Here is a 17914-nt window from a genome sequence, read left to right on the forward strand (position 1 = left end):
TTCATTAAGCTAGCGTAACTAACTTGACGCCCCCAACTGCACTGCTCAATTAGCTGAGAGTTGGTGTTAGGGGGAGTAGTGTACGTTGCTTGGCTGATGAATGCTGTTATAAGTTGACCAGCAGCGGCGTGGTTGCAGTTTTCGTGCAAACTAGTAGTTGGCAGTTACCAGGACTTATTGCGAGAGTAATAGACCAGGTGATATTTAAAGCACTCGTTCTTGTATTAGGGACGAGTGCTTTTTTGCTAATTTGGGAGGTAGTAAGATGACCAAGACAGTATATAGTAAGGCAAATATCTATCATGGAAAAGTAGAAAAAATCCAAAATGAAGGCTACTTATTAGTTGATGATCAGTCTGGTAAGATACTTGCGACAGGTAGCGGCCAGGCTCCGCAGGCGGATAAAGTAGTTAAGTTAGCCGGAAAGTATGTGATGCCGGGTTTGATTAACTGCCATACCCACATTATCATGGACCCAGCAACTGCTGACGGCGATACTGCCGCCAATAGTACAGTAGCGGCGGTGCGGGCGCTAGGACACCTGCACGACTTGTTGAAGTCCGGGGTGACTTATATTCGTGAATGCGGTAGTACCTTTGACATCGACATTGCCCTAACTAAGATGATTAAGCAGGGTAAACTGACCGGGGTACCAGAAATTATGCCGGCAGGTCACCCGTATTCAATGACGGGCGGTCATGGTGACTTGCCAAACTTTGCCTACTTGGTTGATTCACCAGATGAGGTGCGCAAAGCGGTGCGGCAAGGCCTGAAGAAGGGGGCCAAGGCCATCAAGGTAATGGCGACCGGTGGGGTCATGACCGAAAATGATTTTATGGATGACCCCCAGCTCAGCGAAGCAGAGATGCGGGTGGCCGTTGAAGAGGCACACCACAAGGGATTAATTGTGGCGGCCCATGCCGAAGGCAACCCGGGCATTTTGAATGCAATTAAAGCCGGAGTTGACAGTATTGAGCACGGCTTTTACGTTAATGCGGAAGAAATCGACCTGATGCTGGCCCAAAGCACCTATCTCACGCCAACAATCGTAGGCGCCTGGGCTTTCATCACCTATGCCCCGGGCAAGATTCCGGACTGGGAAATGGCCAAGATTGCTTCTGCCTGGAAAGACTTGCGGGGAAATATTAACCGTGCTAAAGTGGCCGGTGTACCAATCACGCTAGGTACTGATGCAGGTACGCCCTTTAATGACTTCACCATGACCCCGGAAGAATTGCCGCTGCTGGTAGACCAGGGCTTCACCAACTTTGAAGCCTTGCAAACCAGCCTTAATTCGGCTAAATTGATGAAAATAGCTGATGAATATGGAACTTTGGAGCCGGGAAAGTATGCTGACTTTTTGGTTTTGGACGAAAATCCGTTAGAAAAAATCAGCGCAGTTGTCCAAAAAAATAAGGGTGTTTATAAGAAAGGCCAAAAGATCTATTAGATAAACACGAATATTATCATAAGCAAAATCTTTTATAAAACCGAACTAGTGTTTTACAATAACAGAAGTTACTGATTTCAGTAGCTTCTTTTTTGAAGAGTAGGATTTTGCAATGGAGCAAAAATTTTAGATGTAATGAAAGATGAAGGTCCGGTAACGATCGTTACCATTAATGCCAATCCGGCTAGTGTAGTTAATACCTGGATGTCATACGTGGAGATTGCTGAACAGAGTAATTGTCTCTTGATTCCGGCCGCCGGAATGCACAGCATTGAGCGCGACTTTGGTCAAGATGCTACCGTACTGCTGACGGTGGGTTCAAAAAAAGTTGAGGGCACGGCTGGTCCTGGTGCTGGCTTCCACGTAACCGGTTCAGGTGAATTTGTTAGGCAGGGTCCCGAATATGAGGAAATGAAAGCAAAATTCCCTTGGCTCCGGGCTGTTTTAAAAATCACCATAACTAAGATTAGCCAAAAGATATAGGACTGGCTGCTGGCCACCTTTTTTAATTGCTAGTAGTTTAATTATTTATTAAATAAAGCTGTGATTATTTACCGCTATTGGTTAAAATAGGGGTAATTGACTTTTAGTAAAAAGGAGGATTTATTTAATGAAAGTTTTACTATACAATATGACGCCGGAGCAACAGGTATACGTTGACAAGTGGACTAAGGCTCATCCTGAAGACACATTGGTCACGACAACCGCTGACTTAGATGCGACCACGGTGGAACAAGCAGCAGGCTATGATGTAGTCAGTGTTTTACAGGTTGCTGATATCGACGACGAAGCGGTTTACCAAAAGCTGACCGCTTATGGAATCAACCAAATTGCCCTACGGTCGGTGGGTTATAACATTATTAATTGGGAGTTTGCCCACAAGTACAATCTACTGGTTACTAATACGCCGGCTTATTCACCCCGGGCGGTTGCAGAGAATACCCTGACCTCAGCCATGTATCTGCTGCGTAAGTGGGGACAGATCTTCAAAAATGAAAAAGAAGACCTGAACTTTGTTCGTGAAGAGAGCCTGATGAGTGATGAAATCTACCACCAAACTGTTGGCATCATTGGCGTGGGTCGCATTGGGACCGCTACTGCCGAGATCTTCCATGCACTTGGGGCCCGAGTAATTGGCTATGATGTGGTAGAAAACCCGGCTAACGAAGCCTTTCTCGAATATACTGATTTTGAGACGGTAATTAAAGAAGCCGATATCTTGTCTTTGCATACGCCATTTGACCCTTCGATGCAGGATATGATTGCTGCAGAGCAATTCAAGCAAATGAAAAACACCGCGGTTATTATTAACGCCGCCCGCGGGCCCTTAATTAATACTTCAGCCCTAATTGAAGCACTGCAGAACCATGAGATTGCGGGCGCGGCCTTGGACGTGATGACGGGTGAAGAAGCCATCGTGATGAAGAAGTTCAGTCGCTTAAGTGAATTGCCGCAAGATTATCAGGAGCTGGCCAAGATGCCGAACGTGGTCTTCACGCCGCACTCGGCCTATTATACTAAGACTGCGGTCAAGAATATGATTGAACAAAGTATGACAGACGTAAAGCGGGTATTAAATGGTCAGAAGCCGATTTATCCGGTTGAGCAATAGTAAGTAAGAGGGATGACTAGTTTTGCCAATTGGTCATCTTTTTTGGTGCGAAATTAACAAATTTGCGCTGGATCAATTATAATTATAATATTGGTATAATAACTTGGTACTAAAAAGGCGGAAGAACAGATGAAAAGGTTTCATCATAAATATACCCTGCCGGCAATTGTTTTGCTATTGGTCGCGGCAGTGGTGTTATTGCTGATCGGATTAGCTAATTTGCGAAGTCAGACAACACTACCGCCAGATGCTAATTCAAGCGCAATTGGGGTTGAACTTAATCAAAATTATGGCTACGTCGACCTCCATGAATTACAGGAGAATGGTGTTTCCTTTGTGTACTTGAAGAGTACACAGGGCCGGTCATACTTTGACGACGACTACTTGTCATACCGTGACCAAGTTTTGGGGACCAAGCTGGCCTTTGGTACCAGTATCGTCTACAGTAACGAATCAACGCCGCAACAGCATTATCATTATTTTCTGAAAAAGGTGGGCACTAATACGGGCACTTTACCTATTTTGCTAGAGCCAGCTGTTGCTGAACGAAGTGTGCACTACCTTAAGCAAATGGCCCACTTTGCTCAAATGCTGGAAAGTCAGGGCAAACGGGTAATGATTGAGCTGGAAATTCAGTATAAAAAATATTTTCCCGCCGATGTGCTCTTTGCAACTAGTGGCAAAAAAGCGCCCAATAAGCTGCAGTATTCCTTCTGGCGTTATACAAATACTGGCCGTGTAAAAGGAGTTTCGGGATTAGAAGATGGGGTAGCCATGCTGGCGTATAATGGTACCGTGATGCAATATAAACAGAAATATGGGCAGTTAACACAATAATGAAAACAGAAATTCAAGCAGTTTTAACTAAGTTAGGCTTGGTGCAACCAACCCTGATTCAACAAGAAACACAAAAAATAATTAGTCAGGGTGCCAGTTGCATTGCCTTAGCCAAAACGGGCACCGGCAAGACGCTAGCCTATGGCTTACCGGCACTTGAACGGATAACGGTCGGGCAAGCTAATCAAATGGTTATCATTGCCCCCACCACGGAATTGGCAGTCCAGATTCGGCATGCCTTGAATCCTTTTATCCATGCCATGCAGCTGACGGGAATTACGCTAGTCGGAGCAGGTAACCGCAAAAGGCAAGAGGACAATTTGAAAAAGCAGCACCCAGAGGTTGTCATCGCAACACCAGGACGATTTTTCGACTTTTTTTCAAGTAAGCGCATTAGCGTTGACCAGGTCAAGACGCTAATCATTGACGAAGCCGATGATGTCTTGGAATTCAGTAAGCTGGACCTACTGGGATCGTTTGGCCAAAACATGGCGCCCGACGCCCAGATTCTCTTATTTGGGGCTACTGAATCGGAAATTACCCGTCAGGCCAATGAGCTTTTTGGTCGTAATTTTGACCTGGTTGACGTGCGAGCACAACAGCAAACGACCATCAAAGACTACTTTTTGCAAGTAGACAATGCCCACAAGGTTGACTATGTTCAGCGGCTGCTGCGCCTTGACCACTTCAAGGGAATCTTGTTCTTTGATTCAAATCAGACGATGTTGCGCTTTGCCGGTATTTTGGGCCACACTAAGTCCAAGTTTGGTTTGCTAGCCAATGAATTTAGTAAGCAAAAAAGAGCAGACGCCTTGCGTGACTTTAAGGCGGGGAGGACGAGCTTGCTGCTGGCTACCGACCTGGCCGCCCGCGGCCTAGATCTGGCTGGAGTTACCTATGTGATTAATTTTGATCTACCAAGTGAAGTTAACACGTACTTGCACCGGGCAGGCCGAACTGGCCGAATGGGGGCTAAGGGTTATGTAGTAACACTGGGCGATGACCATGACTTGCGCGACTTAAAAAAGCTGCTGGACGGTGAGCTAGAACCGGTCCGGGTCTACTTTAAGGCGGGTTACCTGTCGACTGAGATGCCTAAGCGGAATCCAGCTCCCAGCGCCCCCCAAAAGCCGGAACCTGCTAGCAAGAAAAAGAAGAAGCACAAGCAGCGGAATAAAAACAAGGGCTATCATCCGCATTATCTAAAAAAGAAGGAGCAAAAATGAGTCGATTAGTGGCATGGCTTGAGGATTATGTCTTACCGCTGGCCAACAAAATTGGACAAGCGCGGTGGTTAGTGGCCTTGCGTGATGCTTTTGTTTCCATTATGCCGATTACGATTGCGGGCTCGGTTGCAGTGTTAATTAAGAGTTTGATTGCTGCTGCCAAGCATGATCTGGGCTGGCAGGCGTTCGCTTGGGCGATGCAGCCGCTCGTCTTAGTCAGTAATGTGGTTTGGCGGGGCACGTTTGCCCTGTTTGCCCTCTTTTTGGCGATGTCCCTGGGCTATCACTTAGCTAAAAGCATGGAAATTGATCCAATTGCTGGAGCGCTCGTTGCGGTGTCGTCTCTGGCCATGAGCATTGCTAACCTGACTAAGCTAAAAGTGGCTGGGAAAATGGTTCCAATTCAACATGCTTTTGATATTTCACAGTTTTCAACGACTGGTATTTTTACAGCTATTTTGTTTGGTACCATCGGTGTGTCAATTTTTGCGCTTTGTATCAAGGCAAGGTTTATGTTGCATCTTCCGGCCAATTTGCCCTATGCTGAACAGATGGCCTTTGAATCATTGATTCCAGGAATTACCGCAATTTTTGGCGTCGGCATGATTAACTTTGTCTTTCAGACAGTGACGGGTACCTACTTTGGTAACTGGCTACTCCACTCAATTCAGACGCCACTGGTGAAGTTGGGGCAAGGTTTTGGAATGGTATTACTGGTAACGCTACTAGTTCAAGTTTTTGGCTTCTTTGGGATTAACGGTTTGAGTGTTTGGGCGCCAGTTCTTGATTCGATCTGGTTAACCGCGCAGAATGTCAACATCACAGCAGTGCGTAATGGTCGTCCGGTATCATTTTTGTGGGTACGGGGCTCCTTTGATGCCTTCGTGTGGTTCGGCGGTACGGGCGGTACGTTGATGCTGATTGTGGCTATTCTACTGTTCTCGAAGCGCAGTGACTACCGAACCATTGCCAAGGTGGCACTTGCTCCGGGCATTTTCAATATTAATGAACCGATTGTTTTGGGGCTGCCGGTCGTCCTCAACCCAATTTATGTTATTCCCTTTATTTTAGCGCCGCTAGTTAACGTAGCCTTTTCATACTGGGTGACGATGATGGGCCTAGTTAACCCGGTGCAGGCCGGTGTTCCGACGGTGATGCCGCCAATCATTGGTCCGTTTTTGGCCTGCAACTATGACTGGCGGGCCATTATTTTGTGCATTATTAACATGGTGATTGCACTGACAATTTGGACGCCCTTTGTTTTTGCTGCAGACAAAATTGCTGATGCTAATAACCCGCAACCGTATTTTAACCGGCAGTATTAATTACTAAAAATATTGGCTTTTAAGGCTTAAATTTGGTAAAGTTAATCTTATGCGACCCCGTAGTTCATCTGGATAGAACAATGGTCTCCTAAACCGTAGAGGTGAGTTCGAATCTCACCGGGGTCATTAAAATAAGCTTGTAAAGCTTGATATGTCAACACTTTTCCCTTGATATGTTAGCCAAATGTTAGCCCCATAAACTAAAACGCCTTACCGCTAGTAGGTAAGGCGTTTTTTTGCTCTAAATAATCTTCTTTAGCCTAGGGGGTTGGTCATCAAGATTGTCACCAAGCAAGCGATTATCATAAAAGTGCAGACTGATACTGCTAGTAGTGTCTGACGTACTTTAGGAGAGCGGCTGCGATCAAAGGAAAAGACCAAGCTAAAGCTGGCAATAACAATCAAAAAGCCCGTGGCTAGTAATAATAAAAAATCGTAATGCATTTTTTTACCTACTTTGTTTTACTTGTAATTAAAGCATATTGACTTGTCTTTTTGCCAGGGAATCTTTAATATTAAAGCGGAGGCTTTTATGACGAAAATTAAAGTAATGACCGTTTTTGGAACACGGCCAGAAGCAATCAAGATGGCACCTTTGGTCCTAAAGTTAAAGGCGGATGACCGTTTTGATGAAGTCACGGTGGTCACGGCCCAACACCGGGAGATGTTGGATCAGGTACTTGAGATTTTTAAAATCAAACCCGACTATGATTTCAACATCATGAAGAAAAATCAGTCGCTTGAGGCAATCACATCTAAAGTTATGCTTGATTTGTCCGAAGTGATTAAAAAGGAAGAGCCAGATATGGTATTGGTCCACGGTGATACAACTACCAGTTTTGCGGCTAGCCTGGCCAGTTTTTATGAGCAGCGCCCGATTGGGCACGTTGAGGCCGGATTACGTACCTGGAATAAGTACTCGCCGTTTCCAGAAGAAATGAACCGGCAGATGACCGACGACCTATGTGACTTATACTTTGCGCCAACTAAACTTGGTAAGGAAAATTTGCTGAAAGAAAATCATCCAGCCGCCAATATTTTTGTTACTGGGAATACGGCCATTGACGCGCTACAGCAAACCGTGCAAGCAGACTATCACCATGACGTACTTGACCTGATTAAGCCCGGCCATAAGATGATCTTGGTAACGATGCACCGCCGCGAAAATCAGGGTGAGCCCATGCGGCGGGTATTTAAGGTCATGAAGCAGGTGGTGGACAGCCACCCAGACGTTGAAATGGTCTTTCCGGTCCACCTGTCACCCAAGGTGCAGGAAGTTGCTAGCGAAATTTTAGGCGATGATGAGCGCATCCACCTGATTGCTCCGCTTGATGTAGTTGATTTTCATAATTTAGCTAAGTTGAGCTACTTTATTATGACTGATTCAGGCGGTGTTCAAGAGGAGGCACCGGCACTGAACAAGCCGGTCTTGGTTTTACGCGATACGACTGAACGACCAGACGGTGTCACGGCGGGTACCCTGAGATTAGTGGGAACCCAGACTGAAAATGTGCGGTCCGCCATGGTGGAATTGCTTGAAAATCAAGCAGTCTATAATCAGATGGCTAATGCCAAGAATCCTTATGGAGACGGACACGCCTCCGAGCGCATTATAGCAGATTTAGTCTACTATTTGGCCTCGTCCCGCGGCGAAAGACCACGTGATTTTGCCTAAAAACAAAAAACCAAGAAGTAATTAATGACTTCTTGGTTTTTTGTTAGTAATTTTTTGGGAACTATTTTTAAGTCGTTTTTTGGCTCGTTCAATCATAGTTGCCTCTTGGGCCTGGAAGACTGAACGAGTGGTCAAGTAGTTAAAGATACCGACTAACACTTGGTCAATAATCTTTACTAGCAATGCATTGAGCCCAAGCCAGGAGAGTCCAACCAACATAATCAAACTGTCAGGCACGAGACTGATAATCCGATAGGTAAAAAAGAAGATTAGCTTTTGCCAGGTTGAGTGATCGCGGTCAACATTGTTAACAAAGACAGCTTTCTGGTTAAAAATAAACGAAGCTAGGTTGGAAATCACAAAGGCGATAGTATTGGAAATTAAGATGGCACTGTGCCACCACTTGTGCAAGACCATGAAAACAACTGTATTAAGCAGTGCGGCAATAAAACCAAAAATCATGTAAACAACTAAATTGCGGTGGCGTTTGACAACTCTTTGCGCGAGCGAGCGAATAGCCGGATCGCTAGTCGAATTGAATTTTTTATTATCTTTAATCATTTAACTGGTCAGCCATTTCCTTAGCCGCTTGGTCAATTGCAGCGATTGCCTCATCGTCTGGTGCATTTTCAATGGTTAGGGGCGGGGTAAGTTCTTTGGCCCCGACTTGTTTGAATATTTTTTCAAAGTCGAAAACATTCTCACAGAAGTGGTCGGCGTAAACCCGGTCACCGCTGCCCATTACCGCAAAATACTTGCCGCTTAAATCCAATTCTTTTAGTTGTGCGTAAAAGTCGGCAACTTCATCGGTCATCGTTCCCTCACCATAGGTGTAGGTGACAAAGATGCAGAGGTCACTGCTTAAGTAATCACTGGCATCAGTGAATTCGGCCTCACTGCTCTCCACTTCAAAGTCAAGCTCTTGTAGGCCTTCTTCCAAGATTTCTGCCATATCGGCATCGTTACCAGTCATACTAGCGTAGACAATTCTCGCCTTCATAGTCTTCAAACCTTTCGTAATATCACTTTATCACAACATTATACATAATTTTCGTGTGCTATTGAAATGCTTTAGTAAACTTTTAAAAAACGCTATAATGTAAATAAGATATTTATTTCAGAGGAGAAGTTGAAATTTGATTACTATTAAATCCGTTCGGGAACTTAAGGGCATGCAGTCTTCTGGTCGCCTCTTGGCGTCAATGTTTGAAGGACTGCGCGCTGTGATTAAGCCAGGAATTACCACCTGGGCAATTGAAGAATTTTGTCAGGACTTTGTTAGCAGCCGGGGGGGCCGCTTGTCAGAACAGGGCTTCGAAGGCTATCAGTATGGCACCTGTATCTCGGTCAATGACCAGATTGCACATGCCACGCCGCGCCGCGATACTGTTTTAAAAGAAGGTGACTTGGTCAAGGTTGATGTTACCTGCAACCTTAACGGCTTTGAAACAGATTCATGCACGACCTATCCAGTCGGTCAGATTTCTGCAGCCGACCGTGATTTAATGGAAGTAACGCAAGCGGCAATGTATCTCGGGATTGACCAGGCGGTTGTGGGTAACCGCATTGGTGACATTGGGGCTGCGATTCAGCACTTTGTCGAAGATGAGCATCACTACGGCGACGTGAAGGAATTAGTCGGTCATGGAATTCAACCGACTATCCATGAAGATCCAGAAGTACCGCACTGGGGGAAGGCTGGCCATGGTCTGCGCTTGCGTGAAGGGATGACCATTACTTGTGAACCAATGGTGGAAGCTGGCGGAGACTGGCGCATCGAGCAAAAGTCAGTTGACGATCCCAATGATGACTGGGTATTTTATGCTACCCCGGACGGCTCCAAGTCAGCTCAATTTGAGCATACCTTTGCGATTACCAAGGCCGGCCCCAAGATTTTAACCCTGCAAAAACCGTATGACGGCTATGAAAAGTATTTACCGCATTTTGACGAAATGGATGATTAAGGTGAATGAGTAAAAAAATGGCGGCGGCCAGACGATATGTTGCTTTGTTTAACATGAAGCTCTCACTCAAGTTTACCCAGGGCGAAGTCTTAACCAGTGCGATTGCAATTGCTTATTATGTATTGTTTTCCATTTTTCCGCTGATTATTATTACCGGTAACGTTTTGCCTTTATTTCATATTGACACGGCCCCAATTGCCAGTTATCTCAAGTTGATTTTTCCTGATCGGATTGCCCAGTTCATCATGCCGATTATCAACTCACTACTGAAGCGTAAGTCGACTGGTTATATTTCCTTTGGTATTGTTTTAGCAATTTGGTCTGTTTCTTCTTTGGTTAATGCAATTCGGATTGGGATGAACCGCATCTATGGTGTGCGTCCCATTGAACTACGCCAAAAGTGGCAAGTGACCGTTTGGACCCGGTCGATTACTATCATGTTGACCAACCTGATGATTATTTTCTTTACCTTGCTCAGTTTGACCTTTATTTTTGGGCAGCAGGTGTTAGAATTTTTGCGGCCGATCTTTGCTTTTTCAGTTGGTGAAATCGAAAATATCTTTAGCTATCGTTATCCGATTGTGATGATTACACTGATTTGTGCGCTGTATTACCTGAATTACTTTTTGCCCAACATTAAACTTAGAAAGCGGGTTATTTGGCCAGGAGTTTTAACTACATTGTGTGGTTGGCTACTTTTGTCCTGGCTGTTTAGTTTTTATCTGCATCACTTCCACATTAGCTGGGAGAACTATGGCATTATCGGAACCTTCATTATCTTCATGTTGTGGCTTAATATTGCCTCTGTGCTTTTTTTAATGGGGACTTGCGTCAATGCTGCAATTGTGTCGCTGAAATATGGCGAAGTACAGTATTCTGCTGGTCATCTGGCTGAATACATTCAAAGTAAGCGGCATCAATAAAAATTGGCACAGTGATAATTAATTTGGTATATTAGGAATTAAATTGTGATAAGAAAGAGTGTAGAGGTATGAAAGTCAGAAAAGCCATTATTCCAGCAGCTGGTCTTGGTACGCGGTTTATGCCCGTTACCAAGGCAATGCCCAAGGAAATGTTGCCGATAGTGGATAAGCCGACAATTCAATTTATTGTTGAAGAGGCTAAAAAGTCAGGAATTGAAGATATTTTAATTGTTACTGGCAAAAATAAGCGACCGATTGAGGATCATTTTGATTCCAATCCGGAACTTGAACAAAACTTACAGGAAAAGGGTAAGACTAACCTGTTGAAAATGTCACAAGATATTACCCATTTAGGGATTAATATTTACTACACGAGACAGCCCTATCCAGCTGGCTTGGGTGATGCAATTGCCCGCGGGCGCAGTTTTGTGGGTGATGAACCCTTTGTCGTAATGCTGGGTGACGACTTGATGATGGACAAGGTGCCGTTAACTAAGCAGTTGATTAATCGGTATGATGAAACTCATGCATCGACGATTGCCGTGATGCCGGTACCCCACAAAGAGGTTTCCAAGTATGGGGTAATCGAACCTGAAAGTGAAATTATGCCGGGCCTCATTAATGTTAAGTCCTTTGTTGAAAAGCCGGCAGTGGACAAGGCACCGAGTGACTACGCAATCATTGGTCGTTACCTGTTGACCCCAGAAATCTTTGCGATTCTGGATGATCAACGGCCAGATCAGGGGGGCGAGATTCAATTGACGGATGCAATTGATACGATGAACAAGACTCAGCGCGTCTTTGCCCATGTTTTTGAGGGTACACGTCACGATGTTGGGAACAAGGAGAGCTACCTTGAAACTTCGATTGAGTATGGGTTGAAGCACCCGGAGACCAAGGATGCCCTCCGGCAATATATTATGGCCCTGAGCAAACGACTGGCGGATAAACCAGAGAAAAATAACAAATAGTTAGCATTTTAGAAGCTGCAGTGATGTAGCTTCTTTTTTAGGGTAAAATTTTTCTTAATGTCGGCATAATTACTACCTTGACGTAATAAAATTAGGTAGTATGTATCTGGTAATGTGACTCTTTGTGCGAGGAGAAAATTTAATGAAAGATATTTTTATTGTTGCGGCTAAACGCACTCCGTTTGCCCGTTTTCGTGGCCTGTGGGCCAAGCAAGATGCCACTAGTTTAGGTGAGTTGGCCTTGACAGAAACATTAAAAAGCATTGGACTAGATGCTAGTGAACTTGACGCCCTTTTTATGGGTAATGTGCTGAGTGCGAAGCTGGGGCAAAATATGGCCAGACAAGTTGCCTTAGGTGCAGGAATGAAGGCAACCACCAGCAGCGTTACCGTTAATGAGGTCTGCGGTTCTAGCCTGAAGGCCCTCCGTCTGGCTCAGGGCCAGATGGAGCTGGGTGACTTTGACCTGGTTGCGGTTGGCGGGGCTGAGAGCATGACTAATGCAGCTTATTATGCAGCCGCTAAAAACGCGCCGGCCACCCACAGTGAGATGATTGATAACGGCTTAAGAGATGCCTTTTCAGGACAACACATGGGTTTGACTGCGGAGCATGTCGCCGCTAAATACCAGATAACGCGGGCTGAAATGGATGAATATAGCCTGCTGTCACATCAAAAGGCAGTAGCAGCTGTTCAACAACAGGCTTTTGCCCAAGAACTTATTCCGGTTAAGCACGAGGGAAAAATAGTGCAGCAGGATGAAAATATTCGTGCGGATACCAGTTTAGCAGCACTGGGCAAGTTGAAGCCGGTGTTTAAGGAAGACGGACTAGTGACAGCTGGTAATGCATCACCCTTAAGTGATGGTGCCAGCATGGTAATTCTGGCGAGTGCAGCAAAGGTTAAGGAGTTAGGCCTAAAGCCCTTGGCACGCCTTGGCGCTTTTGCCGAGTCCGGGATAGACCCAGCCTACATGGGTTTTGGACCATATTTTGCGGTTAAAAAATTGCTCAAGCAAACCGGTAAACAGATTACCGATTATGATGTAATTGAAGTTAACGAGGCCTTTGCTGCCCCGAGCGTGGCTTTGGTCAAGGAATTAGCAATACCAAGGGAACGCCTGAACATATTTGGCGGAGCGATTGCACTGGGGCATCCGCTGGCAGCCACGGGTACGCGCTTGGTCGGGACAGCAGTTAACGCAATGGCCCAACGAGATGGACACCAGGCGTTAGTCACCTTGTGTATCGGCGGCGGCCAAGCAATTGCCTGCGAGTTGTTGGACGCTAGGTAGATGAAATTCTATGAATTAAGCCCCGCGCAAAGACGGGCTTGGCTAGCGGAACGAGGCATCAAGCTCGACGAAATAGACCCGGCCATTTTGCACGAGCTCGACCACTTGAGTGAAAATGTGGTAGGGCAGTTACGGTTACCGGTTGGAATAGTGCCCCAAATAGTGGTTAACGGTCGTAATTACATAGTCCCGATGGCAACTGAAGAAACTTCCGTTGTGGCTGCGGCCAACCACGGTGCCAGTCTCTTTGCTCGTGGGGGCGGCGTTGAGGCAGTGGCTTATCGAGATGGAATTTACGGACAAGTAATTTTACAGGTGGATGAGAATTTTAAAGTCGCTGACTTAGAGCAGGCCTTTCCAGACCTAATTGCTCAGACCAATGACTACTTTGCGAGTTTAGTTAGGCATGGGGGCGGCGTGCGAACCATCACTGTCCACCAACAGGGCGACTTGGTCTACCTTAAAGTGCTGATCGATCCAGCTGAAGCGATGGGTGCTAATCGCGCTAACGCAATCTTGGAGTATCTTGCTCTGAAATTGGCAGATTACGCCGGAGTCGTGAGCAAGTTATTTGCTATCTTGTCCAATTACCCCAGCCAGTTTACCAAGGCAGAAGTCAGCCTGAATGTGAAAACGGTGGGCGGAATTGCCACAGCCAAGCGCATTGCCCTCCTGAGTCAACTAGGTCAGGATGATCCTTACCGGGCAGTTACCAATAATAAGGGCATTATGAACGGGATTGATGCGGTGTTACTATCAACTGGCAATGATACCCGGGCCGTCGAGGCTGCTTGCGGAGTCTGGGCCAGTCACCACGGTAAGTACGGTAGCTTAAGTAAATGGTGGCTAGAAGGTGATCTGTTAGTCGGTCAATTAGTAGTCCCACTGGCAATTGGAACGGTTGGCGGCTCAATCAATGCCAGAAAAGATGTCCAGGAAAATTACCAGATCTTAGGCCAGGGTATCACTAGCAGTGAATTGGCAGGTGTCGTGGCGGCTATTGGCTTAGCCAACAACTTGGCTGCCTTGCACGCAATTGCAACTGCTGGTATTCAAGCAGGACATATGAAATTGCAGGCTCGAAATATTGCAGCCAGTCTGACAGACAATCAGGCGGAAAGAGCGCAATTGGTGAAAGAACTGGTTGATATGCGCATTTATACGCAGTCTGCTGCTGAAGCAGTGTTGAAACAGATAAGAGAGGAAAAATAATGCAGGTCGGAATTGATCGAATCGGTTTTTATACACCAAATAAGTATGTTGATATGACAGAACTCGCACAAGCTCGAGGGGACGATCCCAACAAGTACCTGATTGGGATTGGGCAAAGTCAGATGAGTCTTGCCGATCAAACTCAGGACGCTGTGTCAATGGGGATTAATGCAACGCTCAGATATGCAAATCAGGTTGATATGAAGACGGTTGATTTGCTTATTATGGGAACTGAAAGCGGGGTTGATCAGTCTAAATCCGCCTCGTTATTTGTCAAGAGTGCCCTAAAATTGTCGCCTGAAGTGCGTACCTTTGAAATTAAGGAGGCCTGCTTTGGCATGACGGCTGGCATGATGATTGCCTGTGATTATGTGCGTTTGCACCCGCAGCGGAGCGCAATTGTGATTGGGAGCGACTTGGCGCGCTATGGCCTTGGTACAAGTGGTGAAGTTACCCAGGGAGCGGGCAGTGTTAGTGTTTTGATCAAGGCCAATCCTGGTATCTTAACTATTGGTGCCGATCATAGTGCATACAGCAGCGACATCAATGATTTTTGGCGTCCTAACGACTCACCGGTAGCCTTGGTTGACGGCAAGTATTCGACTGAAGTTTACTTAGACTTCTTCAAGCGAACCTTTGCCGATTATCAAGGACAGACCCAGAAGCAGACAAGTGACTTTGCGGCGCTGATTTATCATCTACCCTTTACCAAGATGGGCTATAAGGCCAATCGGTTGGCAGTTGACCAGCAAGATACGGCAATAGTGCAGCGCCTGGAGCAAAGTTTTACCGCTTCTGCAGTCTATAGTCGTGAAGTTGGTAATATTTACACCGCCTCGCTATATTTGAGTTTGCTTAGTCTGTTGGAAAATGGCCAGTTAAAAGCGGACAATCTGGTTGGCCTATTTTCCTATGGATCGGGCGCAATGGGAGAATTTTATGCCGGTCAGGTGGTTGCTGGCTATACTGACCACTTGAATCCTGAAAAAGACCTGGCGCTGCTGCAGCGGCGTCAAAAGGTGAGCGTGGCTGAATATGAGCACTTGTTTAATGAGGCCCTACGCCAACCAGAAGATAACGTGGAACTGGTTAGTGATGAGGAAGAGGGCTACTGGTACTTTGCTGGCTGCAAGGATCATGTTCGCCAATATAAGCAGAAATAATAAAATCCATTGACCACTAGCACCATAAAATAAAAGCCACAATGATTATTGTGGCTTTTATTTTACGTTAAGCTCGTCGGGCTTGCTGGCTTAGTAAGTGGCAACTAGGCATAGTAGTCGATGATTTCTTTTAATGTCTGAGCAGCGTGCTGTTTACCGGTACCTGCTTCATAATATTGTTTAAACCGGGCGTCACAAGTATACATGGCGGCTAGATTTTTGTTGGCTGCAGGTGAATAATTACCTGCTGGCCATGACATTTGTAAAAATTTTTGGTGCAAGTCAAAAAGATGTTTTGCGGCTGGTTGAGCCAGGTCACTAGTACCAACCAGCGGCTCAAGTTCGGTTAATATTTGCTGTGTAATTGCCTCTAAGTGGGTCATTTTGTTCTCCGTTAATGATTTAAATTTGCGGTAAGTGTCTGCAATTGTTTGCTCGCTGTATTTGGCGCGTAATTCCTGGCCGTATTGTAGTTCGTTCTGTTCAACTGCCTTAGTTTTGAAGGCAGCAAATTTTTCTGTATCAGTCATTTTTGAGACTCCTTTCATTCTTGCAAGTGTTTTATCCAAATTAACTAGCAAATTCGCTAACCGCTGTTGCTCAGTAATGATCTTTTGGCGTTGACGCTTCAGCATCTGGTACTGGACATCTTCAGAATCTTGCAAAACCTGTTTTATTTGGGTTAGTGATAAGTCAAATAACCGTAAAAATAAAATTTTTTGCAGTTGATTTACCTCGGCTTCTTGGTAGTAACGATAATTATTTTGGGGATCGCGGCGCGCTGGTAAGAGCCCCTTTTTATCGTAGAATCGTAAGGTTCTGGTTGATACTCCAGCTAGTTTGGCTAATTCTGCGATTGAATATTGCATGGTTAATCTCCTCACTTGCAGGGCAAAGTATAAGCTTTGTCGTAAGGTCAAGGTCAAGTAAAAAATAAAAAAGCGTCTGGCAACGCTTTTTTATGTTAATCTAATAGAGTTGCTTTCTGGCCTAATTTGAATACCGTATACCGGTACTTGTTCACCTTCGCCTTGAATAGCTAGGGGGAGGTTGCGGTCGTGCAAATTTATGACTAGTCGCGTCAATTTGGTTAGCGTCATTGGGCTGGTCCCTGGATACAAAACACAGGCCCTACTGGAAATTTTTAAGCTGGTTAGTGGTCGGACCCGGTCAGCAAGTGTCAGATAGAGGGTAGTCTGCTTGTTTAAGTCATTGGTTAACTGTAAAAAATCTGTCAGTCGCATAATTATATCCTATATGAAATTAAAATGTGATACTATTAATACTAAATTATAAAAAGGTGGTTTTACCAATTGAAACATAAAAAGCTGTGGCTTGCACTAATTACAGTTGTGCTGGTTCTTGGCGTAGCACTAGTTGGAGCAGGCTATTATTTTTTTCAGGTTGCTTGTGTGCCAGGTGAAAAGAGCTTCTTGAGTTCTGAAAGCAAGACCATCAAGAAGTCTGATCCGCTCTACCGCGAGAAAAGTTGGTTTAAACGGACAGCCAAGCAAAAGTATCGGATTAAGTCAGCTAACCATAAGTACGAGCTCGTGGCCAACTATATTCCAAGTGCTGGGTCACGCAAGACCGCCGTAATTTTACCCGGTTACATGGACCGAAAAGAAGACATGGGTACATACGATGCACTCTTTCACGAGTTAGGGTACAATACTCTAACACCCGATCCCCAGGCCCAAGGTGAAAGTGGAGGAAAGTATATTGGCTACGGCTGGGTTGAAAAGGATGATATTAAAAAGTGGATCGACTTTTTACTGCAGAAGACGGGCCGCCAGCAGCAAATTGTGGTTTTCGGCTTGAGTATGGGCGGGGCCACGACCATGATGGTGGGTGGGCTTAACCTACCCCAGCAGGTCAAAGCCTTGATCGAAGACTGCGGCTACACCAGTGTCAAGGACGAAATTGAGCATGAAGCTAAAGAACTGTACAGCCTACCTCTGATTCCTCGTTTTCCGTTAGTTGAAATACTCAGTGGCATCAACCGGCTCAAGGTGGGCTACTTGATGGGGGATGCTTCTAGTATTAAGCAACTGCAAAAAAATCACCGGCCGATGCTGTTTATTCATGGTAGTCGTGACAACTTCGTTCCAACGACAATGGTTTACCAAAATTATCGAGCCAGCAAGGGTCCTAAGGAAATTTGGGTGGCGCCAGGTTCCAAACATGCCAAGTCTTTTGCTGACCATCCTAAGGAATATCGGAAGCGAATAGCTACTTTCTTGTCCAAGTATCTTAAATAAT

General features: G+C 45.5%; 18 protein-coding genes and 1 tRNA gene. 15 read left to right on the forward strand and 4 right to left on the reverse strand.

Features of this window, described 5'->3' with window-relative positions; translation table 11 throughout:
* Positions 1 to 265 precede the first annotated feature (265 nt).
* The 8 genes from R8389_RS02450 (at position 266) to wecB (ending at position 8125) form a co-directional block, all read left to right on the forward strand.
* Positions 266 to 1450 carry a metal-dependent hydrolase family protein gene (locus R8389_RS02450; RefSeq protein WP_317637899.1) on the forward strand — a complete coding sequence of 395 codons (1185 nt, stop codon included), beginning with the start codon at positions 266 to 268 and terminating at the stop codon, positions 1448 to 1450.
* A gap of 135 nt (positions 1451 to 1585) precedes the next feature.
* Positions 1586 to 1933 carry a pyridoxamine 5'-phosphate oxidase family protein gene (locus R8389_RS02455; protein WP_317637900.1) on the forward strand — a complete coding sequence of 116 codons (348 nt, stop codon included), beginning with the start codon at positions 1586 to 1588 and terminating at the stop codon, positions 1931 to 1933.
* 127 nt (positions 1934 to 2060) lie between these two features.
* Positions 2061 to 3062 carry an NAD(P)-dependent oxidoreductase gene (locus R8389_RS02460; protein WP_317637901.1) on the forward strand — a complete coding sequence of 334 codons (1002 nt, stop codon included), beginning with the start codon at positions 2061 to 2063 and terminating at the stop codon, positions 3060 to 3062.
* Positions 3063 to 3191: 129 nt separating this feature from the next.
* Positions 3192 to 3899, forward strand: coding sequence for a GH25 family lysozyme (locus tag R8389_RS02465; RefSeq protein ID WP_317637902.1), 708 nt, complete (start codon positions 3192 to 3194; stop codon positions 3897 to 3899).
* The gene (locus R8389_RS02470) at positions 3896 to 5125 is read left to right on the forward strand and encodes a DEAD/DEAH box helicase (RefSeq protein WP_317638230.1); all 1230 of its coding nucleotides are present in this window, start codon (positions 3896 to 3898) and stop codon (positions 5123 to 5125) included. The genes R8389_RS02465 and R8389_RS02470 overlap by 4 nt, the downstream gene beginning before the upstream one ends.
* Complete coding sequence (locus R8389_RS02475; protein WP_317637903.1) at positions 5122 to 6450, forward strand: PTS sugar transporter subunit IIC; 1329 nt, start codon at positions 5122 to 5124, stop codon at positions 6448 to 6450. The genes R8389_RS02470 and R8389_RS02475 overlap by 4 nt, the downstream gene beginning before the upstream one ends.
* 53 nt (positions 6451 to 6503) lie before the next feature.
* A tRNA-Arg gene (locus tag R8389_RS02480) sits at positions 6504 to 6576 on the forward strand.
* A gap of 406 nt (positions 6577 to 6982) precedes the next feature.
* Positions 6983 to 8125 carry a non-hydrolyzing UDP-N-acetylglucosamine 2-epimerase gene (gene wecB / locus R8389_RS02485; RefSeq protein ID WP_317637904.1) on the forward strand — a complete coding sequence of 381 codons (1143 nt, stop codon included), beginning with the start codon at positions 6983 to 6985 and terminating at the stop codon, positions 8123 to 8125.
* 21 nt (positions 8126 to 8146) lie between these two features.
* Here wecB and R8389_RS02490 read toward each other — a convergent pair whose 3' ends face one another.
* Both R8389_RS02490 and R8389_RS02495 read right to left on the reverse strand, forming a co-directional pair.
* Complete coding sequence (locus tag R8389_RS02490) at positions 8147 to 8686, reverse strand: GtrA family protein (protein ID WP_317637905.1); 540 nt, start codon at positions 8684 to 8686, stop codon at positions 8147 to 8149.
* The gene (locus R8389_RS02495; RefSeq protein WP_317637906.1) at positions 8679 to 9125 is read right to left on the reverse strand and encodes a flavodoxin; all 447 of its coding nucleotides are present in this window, start codon (positions 9123 to 9125) and stop codon (positions 8679 to 8681) included. Before R8389_RS02495 ends, R8389_RS02490 begins: the two co-directional genes overlap by 8 nt.
* 136 nt (positions 9126 to 9261) lie before the next feature.
* Between R8389_RS02495 and map the strand changes: the two genes are divergently transcribed.
* The 6 genes from map (at position 9262) to R8389_RS02525 (ending at position 15652) form a co-directional block, all read left to right on the forward strand.
* On the forward strand, positions 9262 to 10089 hold the full coding sequence (gene map, locus R8389_RS02500; RefSeq protein WP_317637907.1) for a type I methionyl aminopeptidase: 828 nt from the start codon (positions 9262 to 9264) through the stop codon (positions 10087 to 10089).
* A 5-nt stretch (positions 10090 to 10094) separates the two neighbouring features.
* Complete coding sequence (locus R8389_RS02505) at positions 10095 to 11012, forward strand: YihY/virulence factor BrkB family protein (RefSeq protein ID WP_425604650.1); 918 nt, start codon at positions 10095 to 10097, stop codon at positions 11010 to 11012.
* A gap of 68 nt (positions 11013 to 11080) precedes the next feature.
* The gene (gene galU / locus R8389_RS02510) at positions 11081 to 11983 is read left to right on the forward strand and encodes a UTP--glucose-1-phosphate uridylyltransferase GalU (protein WP_317637908.1); all 903 of its coding nucleotides are present in this window, start codon (positions 11081 to 11083) and stop codon (positions 11981 to 11983) included.
* 142 nt (positions 11984 to 12125) lie between these two features.
* Positions 12126 to 13277, forward strand: a complete 1152-nt coding sequence (locus tag R8389_RS02515) for a thiolase family protein (protein ID WP_317637909.1) — start codon at positions 12126 to 12128, stop codon at positions 13275 to 13277.
* A complete protein-coding gene (locus R8389_RS02520; RefSeq protein ID WP_317637910.1) occupies positions 13278 to 14489 on the forward strand; it encodes a hydroxymethylglutaryl-CoA reductase in 1212 nt (403 codons plus the stop codon).
* Entirely contained in the window at positions 14489 to 15652 is a 1164-nt protein-coding gene (locus R8389_RS02525; RefSeq protein WP_317637911.1) for a hydroxymethylglutaryl-CoA synthase, read from the forward strand. The genes R8389_RS02520 and R8389_RS02525 overlap by 1 nt, the downstream gene beginning before the upstream one ends.
* 104 nt (positions 15653 to 15756) lie before the next feature.
* On the opposite strand, the gene R8389_RS02530 is transcribed toward R8389_RS02525, so the two are convergent.
* Complete coding sequence (locus R8389_RS02530; protein ID WP_317637912.1) at positions 15757 to 16521, reverse strand: MerR family transcriptional regulator; 765 nt, start codon at positions 16519 to 16521, stop codon at positions 15757 to 15759.
* Positions 16522 to 16611: 90 nt separating this feature from the next.
* Positions 16612 to 16896: a hypothetical protein gene (locus R8389_RS02535; RefSeq protein ID WP_317637913.1), complete on the reverse strand. Its 285-nt coding sequence runs from the start codon at positions 16894 to 16896 to the stop codon at positions 16612 to 16614.
* 69 nt (positions 16897 to 16965) lie between these two features.
* Between R8389_RS02535 and R8389_RS02540 the strand changes: the two genes are divergently transcribed.
* Positions 16966 to 17913, forward strand: a complete 948-nt coding sequence (locus R8389_RS02540; protein WP_317637914.1) for an alpha/beta hydrolase — start codon at positions 16966 to 16968, stop codon at positions 17911 to 17913.
* The last annotated feature ends 1 nt before the right edge of the window (position 17914 follow it).

It is taken from the genome of Lactobacillus xylocopicola (assembly GCF_033096005.1).
In the GTDB taxonomy this organism is placed as follows: domain Bacteria; phylum Bacillota; class Bacilli; order Lactobacillales; family Lactobacillaceae; genus Lactobacillus; species Lactobacillus xylocopicola.

Bases quoted from the DNA above. Each gene is read 5' to 3' on its own strand.
- R8389_RS02450 (WP_317637899.1), top strand. From the start codon at position 266: ATGACCAAGACAGTATATAGTAAGGCAAATATCTATCATGGAAAAGTA.
- R8389_RS02455 (WP_317637900.1), top strand. From the start codon at position 1,586: ATGAAAGATGAAGGTCCGGTAACGATCGTTACCATTAATGCCAATCCG.
- R8389_RS02460 (WP_317637901.1), top strand. From the start codon at position 2,061: ATGAAAGTTTTACTATACAATATGACGCCGGAGCAACAGGTATACGTT.
- R8389_RS02465 (WP_317637902.1), top strand. From the start codon at position 3,192: ATGAAAAGGTTTCATCATAAATATACCCTGCCGGCAATTGTTTTGCTA.
- R8389_RS02475 (WP_317637903.1), top strand. From the start codon at position 5,122: ATGAGTCGATTAGTGGCATGGCTTGAGGATTATGTCTTACCGCTGGCC.
- wecB (WP_317637904.1), top strand. From the start codon at position 6,983: ATGACGAAAATTAAAGTAATGACCGTTTTTGGAACACGGCCAGAAGCA.
- R8389_RS02490 (WP_317637905.1), bottom strand. From the start codon at position 8,686: ATGATTAAAGATAATAAAAAATTCAATTCGACTAGCGATCCGGCTATT.
- R8389_RS02495 (WP_317637906.1), bottom strand. From the start codon at position 9,125: ATGAAGGCGAGAATTGTCTACGCTAGTATGACTGGTAACGATGCCGAT.
- R8389_RS02505 (WP_425604650.1), top strand. From the start codon at position 10,095: ATGAGTAAAAAAATGGCGGCGGCCAGACGATATGTTGCTTTGTTTAAC.
- galU (WP_317637908.1), top strand. From the start codon at position 11,081: ATGAAAGTCAGAAAAGCCATTATTCCAGCAGCTGGTCTTGGTACGCGG.
- R8389_RS02515 (WP_317637909.1), top strand. From the start codon at position 12,126: ATGAAAGATATTTTTATTGTTGCGGCTAAACGCACTCCGTTTGCCCGT.
- R8389_RS02520 (WP_317637910.1), top strand. From the start codon at position 13,278: ATGAAATTCTATGAATTAAGCCCCGCGCAAAGACGGGCTTGGCTAGCG.
- R8389_RS02525 (WP_317637911.1), top strand. From the start codon at position 14,489: ATGCAGGTCGGAATTGATCGAATCGGTTTTTATACACCAAATAAGTAT.
- R8389_RS02530 (WP_317637912.1), bottom strand. From the start codon at position 16,521: ATGCAATATTCAATCGCAGAATTAGCCAAACTAGCTGGAGTATCAACC.
- R8389_RS02535 (WP_317637913.1), bottom strand. From the start codon at position 16,896: ATGCGACTGACAGATTTTTTACAGTTAACCAATGACTTAAACAAGCAG.